13 protein-coding genes are annotated in these 16,647 nt (G+C 38.4%); 7 read left to right on the top strand and 6 right to left on the bottom strand.

What is annotated here, in order from left to right:
* Positions 1-101 precede the first annotated feature (101 nt).
* The 6 genes from D9O48_RS09055 to D9O48_RS09030 all read right to left on the bottom strand — a co-directional run bounded on the left by D9O48_RS09055 (position 102) and on the right by D9O48_RS09030 (position 7,969).
* Positions 102-632, bottom strand: coding sequence for a hypothetical protein (locus D9O48_RS09055; RefSeq protein ID WP_126972646.1), 531 nt, complete (start codon positions 630-632; stop codon positions 102-104).
* A gap of 86 nt (positions 633-718) precedes the next feature.
* Entirely contained in the window at positions 719-1,351 is a 633-nt protein-coding gene (locus D9O48_RS09050; protein WP_126972645.1) for a transcriptional regulator, read from the bottom strand.
* A 291-nt stretch (positions 1,352-1,642) separates the two neighbouring features.
* On the bottom strand, positions 1,643-2,851 hold the full coding sequence (tyrS, locus tag D9O48_RS09045; protein ID WP_126972644.1) for a tyrosine--tRNA ligase: 1,209 nt from the start codon (positions 2,849-2,851) through the stop codon (positions 1,643-1,645).
* A gap of 289 nt (positions 2,852-3,140) precedes the next feature.
* Entirely contained in the window at positions 3,141-4,607 is a 1,467-nt protein-coding gene (locus D9O48_RS09040; RefSeq protein ID WP_199750541.1) for a cellulase family glycosylhydrolase, read from the bottom strand.
* 197 nt (positions 4,608-4,804) lie between these two features.
* Complete coding sequence (locus D9O48_RS09035) at positions 4,805-6,538, bottom strand: UvrD-helicase domain-containing protein (RefSeq protein WP_126972643.1); 1,734 nt, start codon at positions 6,536-6,538, stop codon at positions 4,805-4,807.
* Between the two features lie 42 nt (positions 6,539-6,580).
* Complete coding sequence (locus D9O48_RS09030) at positions 6,581-7,969, bottom strand: aminotransferase-like domain-containing protein (RefSeq protein ID WP_126972642.1); 1,389 nt, start codon at positions 7,967-7,969, stop codon at positions 6,581-6,583.
* An 80-nt stretch (positions 7,970-8,049) separates the two neighbouring features.
* Here D9O48_RS09030 and D9O48_RS09025 point away from each other — a divergent pair, with 80 nt between their 5' ends.
* The 7 genes from D9O48_RS09025 to D9O48_RS08995 all read left to right on the top strand — a co-directional run bounded on the left by D9O48_RS09025 (position 8,050) and on the right by D9O48_RS08995 (position 16,557).
* Entirely contained in the window at positions 8,050-8,535 is a 486-nt protein-coding gene (locus D9O48_RS09025; RefSeq protein WP_126972641.1) for a GNAT family N-acetyltransferase, read from the top strand.
* Positions 8,536-8,819: 284 nt separating this feature from the next.
* A complete protein-coding gene (locus D9O48_RS09020; protein ID WP_126972640.1) occupies positions 8,820-9,773 on the top strand; it encodes a DMT family transporter in 954 nt (317 codons plus the stop codon).
* A gap of 189 nt (positions 9,774-9,962) precedes the next feature.
* Positions 9,963-11,051 carry an FAD-dependent monooxygenase gene (locus tag D9O48_RS09015; RefSeq protein WP_126972639.1) on the top strand — a complete coding sequence of 363 codons (1,089 nt, stop codon included), beginning with the start codon at positions 9,963-9,965 and terminating at the stop codon, positions 11,049-11,051.
* 57 nt (positions 11,052-11,108) lie between these two features.
* Positions 11,109-12,176, top strand: a complete 1,068-nt coding sequence (locus D9O48_RS09010; RefSeq protein WP_158624855.1) for a serine hydrolase domain-containing protein — start codon at positions 11,109-11,111, stop codon at positions 12,174-12,176.
* 474 nt (positions 12,177-12,650) lie between these two features.
* Positions 12,651-14,276, top strand: a complete 1,626-nt coding sequence (locus tag D9O48_RS09005; RefSeq protein ID WP_126972637.1) for an FMN-binding glutamate synthase family protein — start codon at positions 12,651-12,653, stop codon at positions 14,274-14,276.
* A gap of 268 nt (positions 14,277-14,544) precedes the next feature.
* Complete coding sequence (locus tag D9O48_RS09000) at positions 14,545-14,934, top strand: GreA/GreB family elongation factor (protein WP_126972636.1); 390 nt, start codon at positions 14,545-14,547, stop codon at positions 14,932-14,934.
* A 231-nt stretch (positions 14,935-15,165) separates the two neighbouring features.
* On the top strand, positions 15,166-16,557 hold the full coding sequence (locus D9O48_RS08995; protein WP_126972635.1) for a hypothetical protein: 1,392 nt from the start codon (positions 15,166-15,168) through the stop codon (positions 16,555-16,557).
* Positions 16,558-16,647: the final 90 nt, after the last annotated feature.

Raw genomic sequence — 16,647 nt, 5'->3', positions numbered from 1 at the left:
TTTATCCTTACACGATTTTAAACTGTTTGTATATACGACTATTTTGATAGACAATTGATCTTTTAAGAATATCAAATGATTATGATAAAACAAGAGAGGTTTTATCTCCACTTCCAGCCGGGTCTAACGGTGAGTGGAATACTCTTTTCTTTTTGTAAAAACTGGAGTATTTCATCTGGCATTTTTTCATGTGGTACAGCTATTGTTCTTTCTTTTGGAAACAGGAATAATACATAATTTTTAATTGCTACCAGTTGATTGAGTTCCTGATAGGTATAGTTTTCGGTTTGTTCGCCGGATACAATAGTAATTTGATCGCCAAAAGTAATTACATTATCCTTATCCAGTATGTCTTTTGAACTTCTTTTTAAACCGTTTTTATAGGATTTTTTAAATCGGTTTCCTTCCCAGAAAGGGTAGAGTAGGATCCATAAAAAACTAAAAGCGAAAAAAAAGTAAACCATTTTTTCACTTCCGTTAGCCCAGAATATATAGCCGAGTACACCATATAAAACCGGAATCATGAGCCACGAAAGCAGCCTTCTCTTTTTAATAGACGGATTTGTGCTGGTATTGTATAGTTTGGCTATCAGTAACTGATCTTCTGTAATGGTATACCTGGTAGATAACATATGTGTGATGATTATTCGGCGATAATGTATTTAACGTTTGCTAATATAATTCATATTTGTTGAATATAGGCATAAAAAAAGCGGCATTAAGCCGCTTGCTGTTCCAGTATTTGTATAGCATTTAGATTCTTTTTGTAGAAGTCGAGTACCAGCTTGATTTCTTCATATCCTGCTCTTTTGAGTGCTTCGCTGATGGTGCTTTGTGATTTGAAGTTCAGTAACCTGGCCAGTTGTTGTTGATTGGCCCAGGGTGTACTGAGTGCTTTTACCACAATAGGAGCAGTACTGGTCGTCCAGCTATCGGTATAAGTACCTAATAACTTCAACATGATGTTCATTTGTTCATTGAACGATGGCATGGCTGTTTTGATACACATTTTTTCTTTCTTCATCTGTTCTATGCAGTGTACAGCAAATTCATGTGCCGAGCCGTTGGCTTCAGAAATTTTACTGCCGTGATAGTTAATGGTTCCTATGCCGGCGCCGATCTTAACGTCGAGCCCTTTGTGTTGCCGGATATATGCCTTTACCAGTAGCATCGCTTCTAATGCCTGATTCGGAGGGGTTTTTAATAAGAAGTGGTCACTGTTGTAAATTTCCCAATCTGCTCCCTGATGTCCGAATTGCATTAAAACTGTTTTTAATGAATGCATCCAGTGTTGGGTCGGAATCTCTTCCATTCTCAAAATATGTCCGGTTAAAAAGGCGTAATAACTCATTTTTTAGTGATTATCGGTTGTTTTAGCGATTATTGGATTTATCGGTCTATTTAACGATAATCATTCGTTTTTTAGTATAAAATGGCCCTGTTTTGATTTTTTAGAACTTGTAAAGGGGATTTGAAATTCAGAGGGGAATATATATAACGACGATCATTAGTGTTATAGTATCTGTTACTCAAGTTTTTTTAACAGACAATGAACTCAACAGAAATACAATAAAGGTTGATACATATTTTGATCAACCTTTATTTTCAGCTTCTCCGGATTGATGAATGTTTTCATGATCTATTAAACCAATTCAAAAAAATCTCTCTTCCCAACCTTTACTTTTATACCGTGCACCATTTTTATCATTACAAGCGGATCTACTATTTTTGTATCATTGACCTGTATCCCTCCACCCAGAATTAACCTTCTGACAGCCGACCGGGTCAGCGCTGGTTTTAGTTGATGGCAGAGATCCAACAGGTTCTGCTCACCATTTTGTGTAGCACTAAAAGTATTCAGTGGTACCGGGGTGAATAGTTTCTCCTCAAAATTCCTGTTCTGAAACTGATGCTGAAAAAAGGCAGCTGCTTCTTCTGCTGCTTCAACAGAGTGGTACTGACGGATGATGTTTTTTGCAATTTCCTTTTTAACAGTCATCGGGTTTTCTCCTTGTTGGAGGGATCTATTCATTTTCTCTTTATCCTGTATGGAAAAATCTGTAGTAAGGTATATAAATTCCTTGATTAATGTATCTGGTATTGACATGGTTTTGCCAAACATCTCGTTGGGCGAATCGGTGAGCCCGATGATATTATTTAAAGACTTGCTCATTTTTTCTTTTCCGTCGGTTCCTTTTAACAAAGGCATGCACAACACGATCTGAGGCGACAGGTTAAAGCTTTCCTGCAATTGCCTACCCATAGTACAATTAAATAACTGATCGGTGCCGCCCATCTCGATATCACACGAAATCTTTACAGAATCGAAGCCTTGCAGGATGGGGTATACCAGTTCGTGCAGGGCAATGGGCGTGTTTTCTGTAAATCTCTTGTTGAAATCATTCCGGTGCATCAATTGAGCGACGGTTACCTTTGATAGTAGCTGAATAATTTCAGGAAAATTCATTTGATCTAACCAGTCGCCATTAAACAAAATAGTAGTTTTATTTATATCAATCACTTTTGAGAGCTGGTTAATATAAGTATTGGCATTGTGTTGAACTTCCTCGCTGCTTAACGGTTTACGGCTTTTGTTTTTGCCGGTAGGGTCGCCGATTCTGGCGGTAAAACTACCAACAATGATGATGATTTCATGTCCCAGCTCCTGAAACTGTTTTAGTTTTTTCAATACGACGGCATGCCCGAGATGCAAATCCGGTGCGGTAGGATCAAATCCTAGTTTAATTTTCAGCTTGCGTCCTTCTGATGCAGCTTGTTGTAATTTTTTTTCCAGCCCGTCAGCCGGTAATACGATTTCAACGTTTTGTTTAAGAATGCTTGTATGTTCCATGATAGTAAAAATAAAAATGCCCGAACTGTGATGTTCGGGCATTCATTATATTGAATAAATGATATACGGTGAGTGATTAACAGTACACATTGATTCCCCGAACGGTGGCCGGGAAATAATAATTATTGAAGAAAGGAAAACGTAATATGTGTTTGTTAGTTGTCATCGACAAAGCAAAGGTAGACTTTTCTGTTAAAGATGTTTCTTTTTATTTGTTAAAGGATTGTTTCAGGGAAATCAAAAGTATTTATTTTCCTCATTCATAAGAAGATATAACTGTTTGTTTTGATTATGGTTGTATGGCTGTCAGCATTGCATTCAATGCGTCAGGGTCTGCTACGGTATTGTTCTGACGGTTAATCAAACCGAAGGTAACCGAGTTTTCAAATACACCATTATCCCAGTACACAGGAATCATTTTATTGGAAATAGCCTTTTTTGTAACATAATTCAGATAATAGTTTCTCGATTGAAGGTGGAGGGCTAATGCGTCTCCTGTTAAGTTGGTTCTTCGAAGTGCGCCGTATTCTCCCATGATTACCGGAATATTCTGATCAATGAACTTTTGTTTCATGAGTTTGAAATCTGCTTCTACAGTTGCCTCTTCGCCCCATGTCGGGTTGCGTAATGGATCTGTAACAGAATGATTGCCGTAGCCCCAGTAGTAGAATTGATTGCCCCAGGTTTCGTCAGTGGTGAGCCCTGCAAAATTCCAGGGAGTATAATAATGTACTTCTACCATTAAGCGTCGGGCTACTTTATCTTCCGGCAATGCATTCATCAGACGATTGGTTTTTTCTATATCTGTAGTTGGCCCCTGAACAATTAAAGTACGGTAAGCATTTCTGCCACCCGTGGAGCGAACAGCGTTCACAAATGTTTGGTGATAAGACAATAATACGGCCATTTGTTCTGCATTCTCCACTGCTGGTTCATTGGCTCCTGCAAATAACAACCGTTGGTCAAAGTCACGGAAATGTGTAGCAATCTGCTCCCAGAAAGCTTTTTGCTTAGCATTCACCATTACTTTTTTATCCGGCGTACAATTGTTTTCAAGCCAGCCACCGTCCCAATGTATATTCAACATTACATAGAGATCATTGTCTATACAATACTGAACTACTTGTTTAACGCGATTCAGCCAGGTAATGTTAATTTTGGCAGTCGTTTGATCTGCATACTGATTCCATGCTGCGGGTAAACGGATCACATTAAATCCGCTTTGTTTAACGCGTTGAATCAGTTCGATCGTTGCAGCAGGATTGCCCCAGGCCGTTTCTCCGCCGGTGGCTTCCAGTGTATTGCCCAGATTCCAGCCTAAGGTCATTTCAGCCGCCAGCACGGTGGCGTCTTTATTCATATCCGTCATGTCTGCTGCAATCGGATTCGTATTATAGTTTGGGTAGATAGAAGATTGTTGTTGTATTGTTACTCTTACCGGAAGTGCATCGCCGGCTTTTATATTCAGAATAGCTGTTCTGGTTGTTTGGAGTGGATTTTCGGAGGCGGTTACCTGTACATTCGAGTTATTACCGGATCCTTGCAAAGCACTTAATTCAATCCATTCACCACCAGGTTCAATAGTGATATTCCATGAAGAAGCATTGGTTTGTATATCAAAAACCTGCATTCCTCCGGTAGCATCAAAGTTAATTGTGTTGGAGGAAACGGAAACTACCTGTGTTTCTTCATCTTTTTTGCATGCCAGTAAAGTAATAGTAAAAATGAATAATACAAAAGAGCAAAACAATCGCATATATAATCAGATTTAAGGTGATCTAATATAACTAAAACTAACTATAAACAGAAGGGCAGAGCTATACTGCTTTTATAGATTATTCTTTTAAGTTAGGCGATTAGTACGATATAAAAATATCTCAGTATTATTTTATCAATTTGTATTATTATCTTATCCGTAACGATGAGTTGGCATCACTCGCAAGGGTAGCAGTATTATTCCAGGTCTATTCCGAGTTTCTTGATGCGTAACCATATCGACGCTTTTGTTCTGCCGAACAAATGTGACAGATCGGCAATAGAATCTCCCTTGAAATATCTCTTTCTCAATTCTGCATCTAACTCGGTTGTCCATTTCTGTTGTGATGAATTGTGTTTCGGCTGACTGAATACTTTTTTTATTTTTTGTGCAGGTGCAGAGGATGTACTGCTGTTTTTGGATTTTGTTTGAATTATTTTGATAGAAGCGTTTGCTTCAAACTCAACCGGTGTAAGATTTTCCGGAACCTCCAGTAATACTTTGGCTCTGGTAATAGCAACATACAAAAGATTGATTTCTTCTCCGAGCTTTACTTCGAGATTAATTGGCCGGTCACTTTCTTCCACCATGTCTTTGATGGCTTTTTCTGTAAGAAAATCATTGGTTAGAATCACATGATCGTATTCCATCCCCTTCGACTTATGCACAGTACTAAAAATCCATTCAGCACCGGTTTTATCATCGGTATGTAATTCTTTAAGGTCTTTCAATAAAGTGAAGATATCATTTCCGTATTCTTTCACAATTTCTACCATTATGCCGAGTTGTACGTCTTCTGTATCTTCAATATATTTCTCCAGGTCATCGATGCTGTTCATTTCTTTAATCACTATATCTCTGATATGTTCTTTTTTGCCGTTTTGCAAATTGAGCACATCGTATAAAGAGGCACCGTCTTCAGCATAAGTGTAGCTGTTAAGTTGTCCTTCAAAGTGAATTTTTTTCAACAAAGGGTTTTTCTTCATTACTTCAATTGCCATGGTAAGCAACCCGAGATTGGTTCGGGCAATGACAGCTCTTGTTTTAATAACCTTATGTTTTCCTTTTCCGGATATTTTACAGAAATGTGTTTCGTCAAAATGTTTTTTCCGGTTTAATACTTTAAATGCCAGCTGTGCCAGTGCTTCGTTGAAGCGAAAACTGTTTGACAAATGAAACGTAGGGTAGTTTACTTTCTGGAGTGAATTGACTGCATTTCGCCAGCTATAAATCTGTTGATGGGTATCGCCCACCATAACAATTTTTGCAAACTGATATTTCAATATGTCTAGCATACAGGCTGAAGCATCCTGTGCCTCATCGAATAATATATAATCGAAGTTTAAAACCGGACGTGATAATTGAAATTTTTTCAGGTAGAAATCGTGTGTAACCGGAATTTCATTTCTATCCATCCGGGCCAGAAACAGTCTGGTTTGTTGAAGAATATACGGAAAATGAGTTTGTACGAACTGGATAGAGCTTTCTTCTTCGAGGGTACTCAGATAATCCAATTCCTGTACTTTAAAAACCTGGCTATTGCAAAACAGTTGTACGAATTTCAGAATGTGGTTAGCAATGATATAAGCAGAGTGTTTGTCGCCCGTATTTTTCAGCGATAATAATTGTGCTATTTCAGAAACTTTATAACCGCTGGCTTTGATTTCATAACGGTGTTGAAAAACAATATTTTTATAAGCCAGTGAATGCGCGGTTTCAATTACTACATGGTGTAAGCCGGCAGCTTCAAATTTCCTTTTTGCTTCTAATCGTACAGATTTATTATATGCGATGTACAGTATACGTGCATTGGAAGGCCTGGACGCAGCATAGGCAATTAAAGTAGTTGTTTTGCCCGATCCGGCAACGGCATTGATTTTAATACTTTCATTCGTTTCTATAATCTTTTTTTGTTCTGCTGACAATTCCATTACTACACATTGAAGTACAAAACTACTTAAAAATCAGCTTTGTTAAATCAGATTTCCAATGGTTCGTATGGCTTTTTCTACGGTGCTGTCGAATTCAAGTCCCAGATTGAAACGCATACAATTTTCATATTGATGTTGTAAACTGAAAATACGACCCGGTGTAAAGGCAATTTTTTGTTTAAGGGCTTTTTCAAACAGGTGACCTGTATTGATGTGTTCAGGAAGTGATACCCAAAGCGAAATGCCGCCTTGCGGTTGGCTGAGTTTGGTACCTTCCGGAAAATGTTTATAGATGGCTTCAACCAATTGATGATAATTATTCTGAAAATGCATTCTTAATTGCTTCAGGTGTTTTTCATATTTACCCGAAAGGATAAATTCTCCGATAGCGTTTTCGCCTAATCCGACAGTAGCAATCTGATCAGAGTACTTGATTTTTAAAATTTGTTCAAAGTATTGTTCATTCACAATCCAACCAACCCGAAAGCCAGGTGCAAGTGTTTTTGAAAAACCACCACACCAGATAACGGTCGCATTTTTATCGAAATATTTCAGCGGCCTGGGCCTTGAACCGCTGAAATATAAATCACCGTACAAGTCGTCTTCAATAACAGGTTTGCCGTGTTCATGAAACAGCTCTACAATCTTTTGTTTGTTTTCATCAGGAATGAGTGAGCCCATCGGGTTATTAAAGTTGGCAATAAAAATAGCCGTTGCAATTTTAGGCATGATCTTCTCCAGGCTTTTCAATTCTACTCCTTGTGTAGGGTGCGAAGGCAGTTCAATTACTTTTAACCCGAAGCTTTGCGCCAGCTGTAGTAAACCAAAATAGCAGGGGCTTTCCAATGCGATGATATCACCGGGTTTGGTAACGGTTTTTAAAGCCAGTGCCAATGCTCCGATTGCGCCGTGTGCACTGATAATATGGTTAGGCTTCACTTTTCCACCCCAGGTATAAGTATACTGTGCTATAGCTTTACGTAACAGTTCGGCACCTTGTAATGAGTTATAGTCTAAACTGGTCAGGTGTTTATTCAACCCTTTTTTTAAAGCTGCAATCGGCAGGTAACTTTCGTCGGGGAGGCCGATTGACAACCTGACTATATTTTTAGCGTTGATGGTATGCATTACTTTAGCCGTTAGCTCATCAGCCGAAAGGTTAGAGGGTTTCAGCAACGGGTCTGTTATGGCAGGTAATTCCTGCTTAAAGGCGGGGATATTCGATACAAAATAACCTGATTGAGGTTTTGAATAAATGAGCCCCTTCTTCTCTAACCACCAGAAAATATTACTGGCAGTATTTACACTGATGTCAAACTCTGCAGTGAGCTTACGTACTGAAGGTAGTTTCTGGCCCACCTGCAAAACACCGGTAAGAATCTGCTCTTCGAATTGTTTACCGATGACTTCGTATTTAGTTTCCCGTTTCAAACTGTACTCATTTGTTTGTTAAAAACTGTAACTGTTTCAGTAGTGAAAATAAGAATAAATTTGTAAATAAATCACCGGTCATGCAAATAAGTAAAGTTGTGAACGATTTGACAATAATTGAATATTCTCCAGCTTATAAATCATACTTTAAGGCGCTGAATATTCAGTGGCTCGAAGCGTACTTTACTGTAGAGGATTTAGACGATTATGTACTGAGTAATCCTGAAGAAGCTATTCTGAATCATGGCGGTAAGATTTTATTTGCTTTGTTAAACGGAGAGGTCGTCGGTACCGTAGGGATCAAAGTGCTGGACGAAGAAACCTGCGAGATTACCAAAATGGCGGTAGACCCTGCTTTCAGGGGAAAGGGCTATGGTAAAATACTTTGTGCGGCGGCTATCGAACATGCAAAGCAAATGCCCTGCAAAAATATCATCCTGTATACTTCGAGCATTCTAAAAAATGCTATTCATATTTACGAGCAGTTAGGATTTCAGCACATTTCTTTTGAAAAGGGATTATATGCCAGAGGAGATGTTAAAATGATATACGTCCCGGAATCCTAATTGCAGACTTTCAATTAGTTATAATCAATAGCGGGTAATCGGGATGAATTATTCGTTTTTTAACATGCATTCATAACAGGTCAGGTATAATGAAAAGTAGATTAAGTAACGCAACTGCTTATATCTACTTTTCTGATCACTCGCTTACTGTTAGTGTACATCCGTTTAACACCGTTTTTAGCGCAAAAGGTATTTTTACTCATTATCTGCAAATAGTTAAAAGAAAAATTTGCAGTTGCCGTATAAAGACGAATTTTGCAATCGAAGAAGCATAAAACTATTTTGTGAACCCAAATATTAAAGGCGCTCTGTACGCCATCATCGCAGCCAGTTTATGGGGAGTATCCGGAACTTTTGTTCAGTTCCTGAACGAAGAAAAACAAGTCGATCCGGCATGGTTAATTACTGTCAGAATGTTTAGTGCAGGTCTGACCCTGGTAATTGTTGCTGCACTAACCAAAGATAAAGGTGTCTGGAATATCTGGAAGGATGTTCCGATCCGCAACCGTTTACTGATTTTCAGCATAACAGGAATGTTTTCTGTTCAGTATTTCTTTTTTATGGCGATACAACATTCCAATGCCGCTACTGCTACTATTATTCAATATATCGGCCCGGTATTAATAGCCGTTTATTATTCATTTGTTCAGAAGAAATTGCCTACCGCAAGAGAATTTCTGGCTATAGTACTGGCTTTACTGGGAACCTTTTTATTGGTTACACACGGAAATATCAGCAACCTGATTATTTCTCCCGTAGCACTAACTTATGGTATTTTAAGTGCGATTGCTCTGGCAGTATATACTGTTCAACCGATCGCCATTATGAAAAAATATAGTCCGATCGTAGTGGTAGGCTGGTCAATGCTGATCGGAAGTATACTCGCCTGTATCATCAAGCCGATCTGGCAGGTAGAAGGAACAATGGATGCCGGTGCAATCGGATCAATTTTGTTTATATTGGTTTTAGGAACCGTAATTCCTTTCAGTCTTTTCTTATCAGCCGTTAAAAAAATCGGTGCACAGAAGTCAAGCCTGATCTCTTGTTTTGAACCGCTAAGTGCTGCACTCATTGCCGTGTTCTGGTTAGGCGTACAAATGTTACTGATTGATTGGGTAGGAGCGATCTGTATTATGTTGACAGTATTTTTATTAACGAAACCTAAAAAGCAAAAACAACCGGCTGTTATAAATCTGATTACCGAAGAGTATGCAGAGGAAGTTTTGAATCATTCATAACAGAGCGCTTATCCGGATATTTAAATTCAGAATGATTTTCAACGATCATAAAAAAGACCGCTTCATTAACTGAAGCGGTCTTTTAATTAGAATGGGTTAGTAATTTCATTATTAACGCAGGTTTCAGAAAAAAAGTATGTATTCAAAGATTGACAGTAACTTTACGGTGTACTAACCTGTTTGAATTATATGGTAGTAGGAATTATAGGTGCCGGTATTGGCGGATTAACAACAGCTATTGCCCTTTTGCAAAAAGGTATTGATGTAATGTTATTTGAAAAGACAGCCAACATTGAAGCAGTAGGTGCCGGTATTGCTTTGGCTCCGAATGCAATGCAGATATTCAGAGAAATGGGGCTTTTCAATGAAGTAAGTGCTGCCGGCATGTCAATGGATCATTTTGTTATTGCAGATGAACAGCTGAATACATTACAAAAGTTTGCACCAACGGTTTTTAAGAGCAAAGAAACGTTAGGATTGTCTATTGGCAGAGCTGCACTGCATGAGCTGCTTTTCTCTAAAATTCCTCCCGGAAAAGTATTTCTTCACCATCATTTCAACTCTTTCGAATTAATAGAAGATCAAGTGTTACTGCATTTTCACAATCAACCGTCACAAAAGGTAGATTGGCTGGTAGGTGCAGACGGAATTCATAGTAATATCCGCAAACAGCTGTTCCCTGACTCGACTCTTATTCAGGCAAATCAGATTTGCTGGCGCGGACTGATACATACCAATGAAGTTGTACCCGCAGTTTCTACAGAACTTTGGGGCCGGGGGAAACGTTTTGGGTTTTCACCCATCGATCAACACACTATCTATTGGTATGCATTAGTAAATAGCCATCATTTACCGGCTGAATGGAATGCCCAATACATTGTTGAACAATTTACGGAATATCACCCCCGTGTAAAGAATCTGATTTTATCAACTCCTGCTGATAAAATTGTGTTGCATCCGATACAGGAATTAAAACCTTTGAGAAACTGGTTTAACCACCGGGTAGTACTGATCGGTGATGCTGCACATGCAATGACACCAAATATGGGGCAGGGAGCTTGTCAGGCCATTATCGATGCCTATACATTGGCTGAAATCTTCCGGAAAAATGAAAAACCGGAGACCTTTCAGAAAATAAGAAAACGCCCGGTCGGTAAAATCGTAACTTTAAGCCGGATAATTGGTCGTATTGCTCAGTCTGAATCAAAATGGCTGGTAACTACCCGAAACTTTATACTCAGGGCTTCGCAGCCATTAATGAAACTTTTACGCTTTTAATAGCCCATTAGGGATATCAGGAGAACATATATTTTAATGTATAGCACTTATCTATTTATGCGAATCATTCTATTCCTCTTATTGTCTGTAAACTTTTTCCTGTCATCAGATGCACAGGTAAAGCATTTGATTCAGCAGCAGTTCAACAGTAGTCGTGTGCCGGGTATGGTGTATGCTGTAGTAAAAGCAGATACTATTATTGAAATGCATAGTCTGGGTTTCAGAAGAGCAGACAAACAAACACCGGAACAGGTAATTCAAATAAATGATTGGTTTCTGATAGGCTCCAATACAAAAGCGATGACAGCTTATCTTGCCGGAAAACTGGTAGAAAAAGGAGTATTAGCGTGGGATACACGTTTGGTGGAAGTGCTACCGCACTGGCAGGATACGATTCACCAGGCTTATCAGTCTGTTACATTATGGCAATTACTGACGCTTACTGCCGGAGTACCTGCTTTTACAGCCGGAACAGAGTTTACGAAGTTTCCTAAGCCTGCAACGGGTACCATTGCAGAGAAGAGAAAACTATTCGCTCAATATGTGTTACAACAACCTCCTGTAAATGCAGCAGGCGTTTTTCATTATTCGAATGCATCTTATTCAATAGCTGCCCTCATGCTTGAAGCGGTGACAGGTAATACCTGGGAAAACCTGCTTACAGAAGAGTTGAAGAAAGAAGGCATACAGATTCAATTTGGTTGGCCAAACCGGATTCATGTTGAACAACCCTGGGGCCATTGGGCATTAGTAAATAATAAGATAACGGCCTTGTCTCCAACAGTCAATTACCGTTTAAGTTTTGTGGAACGGGCTGGTGATGTGAATACAGGATTACCCGATTATATAAAATGGATACAACTACACCTGAAAGGGTTGCAACAACCGGATAATTTATTGATGAAAAAATTACACGACACAACTTTAACTTATGCCGGCGGTTGGGCGGTTAAAAACGGAGTGAGTTATCATAACGGTTCTGACGGCGCTTTTTACGTAACTGCCGAACTGAATCATAAAAATGGTATAGCATTCATTATGATGGCGAATTGTGGTGGTAAAGATGCCAATGAATTAATAGCAAATTGTCTGCAAATTTTACGCGAAGCCTATCCTTCAAAATAACTATCAGGAAAATTATAAGTTTTTTCACATTTGGTTAAATAGTACAAAAAAACGCTGTTTAATTAACAAAAACGAAAGGTTCATCGCCTTACATTATAGAATATCTTTAAAAAGATGTGTTTTATTAAATAAAAGATATCTAATGAATTGCTATTGAACGCATAATAAGCGTAAAAATTCGTTTATAAGACAAAATCCTTTACTTTTGCGTGTCGAAGATTTTCAATGAGTAGTCCTTGTTTTATATCATCTATTGGCTCTTCTAAGAGTGTTCAAATCAACTGTTACAGGATTGGTTTGATTCAGACTGTCTTTCCCACTATTTCCCCGAGCAACTGATCAACACATCTGAGGGGAGTTTACATTTACATAATATTGATATTGGCATTCATGAAAGTGAATGGAATGATATTTACAAGAGTATATATAATTTGAATGAATCTGAGATTTTAGCTGAAATAAATTGAACCAGTCATGCGTCGAATTTTTGTTTTAGTAGCTGTTTTTTCGCTTGTCGTAACTTTTGCGTTGGCATTTTTCTTAAATCCCAACTGGTATGTAATATTCGCTATATTATTAGCCCTGACTATATTAGGGTTTTATGATATGGCGCAAACGAAGCACTCTATCATGCGTATTTATCCGGTATTCGGACGGTTACGCTTTTTAATGGAAGAACTTCGTCCTAAAATTTATCAGTATTTTATTGAATCGGATATCGATGGTCGACCGATCAACCGTATCGACCGTTCTACTGTTTATCAACGTGCTAAGATGGAGAACGACACTATGCCGTTCGGTACCCAACTGGATGTATATTCAGAGGGGTATGAGTGGTTATGTCACTCAATGGCACCAAAAGATTTTAAAAGCTTAGACCATAACCCCCGCGTAATGGTGGGCAATAAAGATTGTAAAAAACCTTATTCGCTGAGTATTTACAATATTTCAGCAATGAGTTACGGTTCATTGAGTCAGAATGCCGTAGAAGCAATGAATGCCGGTGCTAAAATCGGTGGCTTTGCACACAATACCGGTGAGGGAGGATTAAGTCCTTATCACCTTAAACACGGTGGCGATATTATCTGGCAGATCGGTACGGGTTATTTCGGTTGCCGGGATGCAGATGGTAATTTCGATCCTCAGTTGTTCAGTGAAAAAGCACAATTAGACCAGGTGAAAATGGTTGAGATAAAAATGTCGCAAGGAGCGAAACCAGGACACGGAGGTATTTTACCTGCTTCCAAAAATACACCGGAAATTGCTGCTATCAGACATGTAGAACCGCATACTTTGGTGGCTTCCCCTCCATACCATAAAGCATTCAGCACTCCAAGAGAAATGATTCTTTTTGTGCAGAAACTCAGAGAATTATCAGGAGGTAAACCTGTAGGATTCAAACTTTGTATTGGTTATAAAAGCGAATTTATAGCTATCTGTAAAGCAATGATGGATTTGAATATCTATCCTGATTTTATTACGGTAGATGGTGCTGAAGGCGGTACCGGTGCAGCTCCGCAGGAGTTTTCAAATTATGTAGGAGCTCCGTTATTAGACGGACTGGATTTTGTACACAATATCTTAAACGGGTTAAACATCCGTAAGAATATTAAACTGATAGCCTCAGGTAAAATAACCAGCGGTTTTCATATTATCAGAGCGATGGCTCTAGGAGCGGATGCCTGCTATTCAGCACGCGCTATGATGATGGCCGTAGGTTGTATTCAGGCTTTATTATGTAATACAAATAAATGCCCGGTAGGAGTAGCTACACAAGATCCCAAGCTGACAGTTGGTTTAGTCGTTGAAGATAAGAAAACACGTGTGGCAAACTTCCACCGCAAAACAGTGGAAAGTGTAGTAGAATTATTAGGTGCTTCAGGTTTGGATAAAAAGGAAAATATTACACGTTCACATATATATAGAAGAATCTCTTTTCAACATATGCTGACCTATCAGGAGATTTTTCCGACTTATCCGACAGGCTCATTCATCAACGAAATTCCCGATCGTTATAAGAATGATTTCAGATATGCCAGTCCCGATCATTGGGGATATACCAATATCGGAAGTTGGAGCGAATCAAACCAAGCGGTTTAAAATAAAGGGAGTCTGATCAGGCTCCCTTTATTTTTGTATCAAAATCAGCTCATTATGAACGAAATAGAAAGATTTTTTTAATTCAGTTCTTTTTTGTAAATTTAAGTAATGCCTAACGGTAATAAACATATTTCCCCTTTCGCTATTACGACCAGTAATAGTTTACCAACTGCGAGTAAAGACTTTATTCGCCAGGCCCTCCGTTTATCCATTTGCTAGCGGGGGGAGTTATTTTCCTATTTTATAATCATTCTAAAATTATATTACTATGACTCCAATCATTAGTAAATCAGACTATTTTACACTTAAAAATTATGTAATGACCTGCCCGCCACAAATGAAAACAAAAGAGGTGGGGCTTTTAATGGAAGAGCTTGAAAGAGCAGAAGTGATCGAAGATGATCAGATCAGTGAGGATATTATTCAAATAAATTCATCTTTTGAAATTGAAGAAGTGAAGGCAAAGAAGAAAATGAATTTCACGCTGACTTTACCGCATCAGGCAAACCTGAAAGACAAAAAACTTTCTATTTTTTCTCCGTTGGGTGTGGCACTCATTGGATTCAAAAAGGGTATGACCATTCAATGGAACCTTCCCGGTGGTATTAAAAGTATAAAGATTAATAAAGTAAATAAGCTGGCTGAAGTAAATGCATAAAAAAGCCCCACATTAAGTGGGGCTTTTATTATAAAAAAATATATGTAAAAGCTAATGCTATTTTCAATCCACAAACCTGCTTATTTTTAGTAATAGAAAATACTTATTTGGAGAATAATAATTTAAATAATGAAACTTAATAGTTTATTTTTAATTGTTTTGTGAAATTAACCTATCTCTTAAACCATACATAACTGCATGTCTCCAACTCTACGAACATTGTTTTTAATAATGACAGTATTATCAGGTTTATTGACCTATGGTCAGGAAACTGTAGAAACAGGTATGGTAAGCCGGTATCTGTCTGCTATTGATCGTAAAAGCCGCTCATTGGAAGTAAAACTTGAGAAAGGGCAACAGCAATATTTAAAGAAGTTAGAAAAAGCAGAACAACGATTACTGAAGAAGTTGCAAAAAGGCAAAGACTCTGCTTTAGCAAAAGCTTATGCTGAAGATTTAAAAAATCAATATGGATCTCTGGAAAATCGTTTGGCTAATTCGAAAAACGGTTTGCAGAATTATGATGCAGAAATAGACTCTCTCCGCACGAATTTAGGTTTTATCAAAGATTATCTCCCCGGTAATAAGGAACTACTGAATAAAAACATGGGTAGTTTACAGGGATTAGAAAACCAACTACAAAGAAATCAATACTTCGAAGAATTTATTGGCTCGCGTACTGAGTCGATAAAGTCACTACTGGGTGGTCAAACCGCCAGCGGACTATTTAATAATGAACTTAAACAACTGAATAAAGTTAAGTATTATTATAGCAGCCAATTGAATGAATATCGTTCTTATTTAACGGATAGAAAGAAGGCCGAACGAAAACTGGTATCGTTGTTTCAAAAATCACCACTCTATCAGCAATTTGCTCAAAAACACAGCTGGTTCAGTCAATTATTTCCTACAGCCGGCGCTGAGCCCGGTAGCGTAGATTTAAGTCAGCTGGGAAATCTTCAAACCCGTGATCAGTTAAGCTCGTTGCTCCAAAGTCAGTTAGCCACAGGTGGTGAAAATGCTATTCAGGCATTTCAACAACAATTAGGTGATGCGCAGCAGCAGGTTAGCCGTTTGCAAGATCGTGTTTCAGAAGGATTGGGTAACGGAGATCCTGACTTTCCTTCTTTTAAACCGAATAATCAGAAAAATAAATCCCTTTTTGACCGTATAACACTCGGATTTGATATTCAGAACCGCCGTGCTAATGAATGGTTTCCGATTACAAGCGACTATGGTTTGTCTGTAGGGTATAAAATCAATGACCAGTCAATTGTTGGTATAGGTGCGAGTGCAAAAGTAGGTTGGGGGGAAGACTTCCGCAATATCAAAATTTCTTACCAGGGATACAATGTTCGTTCGTTCTTAGAGTATAAACTGAAAGGAACTTTCTGGATATACGGTGGCTACGAATTAAATCATCGTATGCCGAGTGCCATTGCACCGGAATCACATAGCGATGACAAACCGATTGCCAGCGGCTTATTAGGTATTTCAAAGAAAATTCCTGTCAGGTCATCTTTCTTAAAACAAACCCGTGTGCAGATCTTATACGACTTTTTAAATCATCATCAATACGCTAATCGTATTCCGATCGTATTCCGGATGTCGTTCGGAAAGTAATCGTACACTGTCGTATTTGTTGCTTTTGACTCCCTAAACTACTTAACTGCTTATAATGTTATCGAATAAAAGTTTATTATCTTCTTTATT

Source organism: Gynurincola endophyticus (assembly GCF_003991195.1).
GTDB lineage: Bacteria > Bacteroidota > Bacteroidia > Chitinophagales > Chitinophagaceae > Gynurincola > Gynurincola endophyticus.
This window is presented reverse-complemented; position numbering and strand designations above follow the sequence as displayed.

What these genes read in the sequence shown, in the direction of transcription:
- D9O48_RS09015 (WP_126972639.1), top strand. Translation starts at nt 9,963, where the DNA reads ATGGTAGTAGGAATTATAGGTGCCGGTATTGGCGGATTAACAACAGCT.
- D9O48_RS09025 (WP_126972641.1), top strand. Translation starts at nt 8,050, where the DNA reads ATGCAAATAAGTAAAGTTGTGAACGATTTGACAATAATTGAATATTCT.
- D9O48_RS09010 (WP_158624855.1), top strand. Translation starts at nt 11,109, where the DNA reads ATGCGAATCATTCTATTCCTCTTATTGTCTGTAAACTTTTTCCTGTCA.
- D9O48_RS09035 (WP_126972643.1), bottom strand. Translation starts at nt 6,538, where the DNA reads ATGGAATTGTCAGCAGAACAAAAAAAGATTATAGAAACGAATGAAAGT.
- D9O48_RS09005 (WP_126972637.1), top strand. Translation starts at nt 12,651, where the DNA reads ATGCGTCGAATTTTTGTTTTAGTAGCTGTTTTTTCGCTTGTCGTAACT.
- D9O48_RS09040 (WP_199750541.1), bottom strand. Translation starts at nt 4,607, where the DNA reads ATGCGATTGTTTTGCTCTTTTGTATTATTCATTTTTACTATTACTTTA.
- D9O48_RS09050 (WP_126972645.1), bottom strand. Translation starts at nt 1,351, where the DNA reads ATGAGTTATTACGCCTTTTTAACCGGACATATTTTGAGAATGGAAGAG.
- tyrS (WP_126972644.1), bottom strand. Translation starts at nt 2,851, where the DNA reads ATGGAACATACAAGCATTCTTAAACAAAACGTTGAAATCGTATTACCG.
- D9O48_RS09000 (WP_126972636.1), top strand. Translation starts at nt 14,545, where the DNA reads ATGACTCCAATCATTAGTAAATCAGACTATTTTACACTTAAAAATTAT.
- D9O48_RS08995 (WP_126972635.1), top strand. Translation starts at nt 15,166, where the DNA reads ATGACAGTATTATCAGGTTTATTGACCTATGGTCAGGAAACTGTAGAA.
- D9O48_RS09055 (WP_126972646.1), bottom strand. Translation starts at nt 632, where the DNA reads ATGTTATCTACCAGGTATACCATTACAGAAGATCAGTTACTGATAGCC.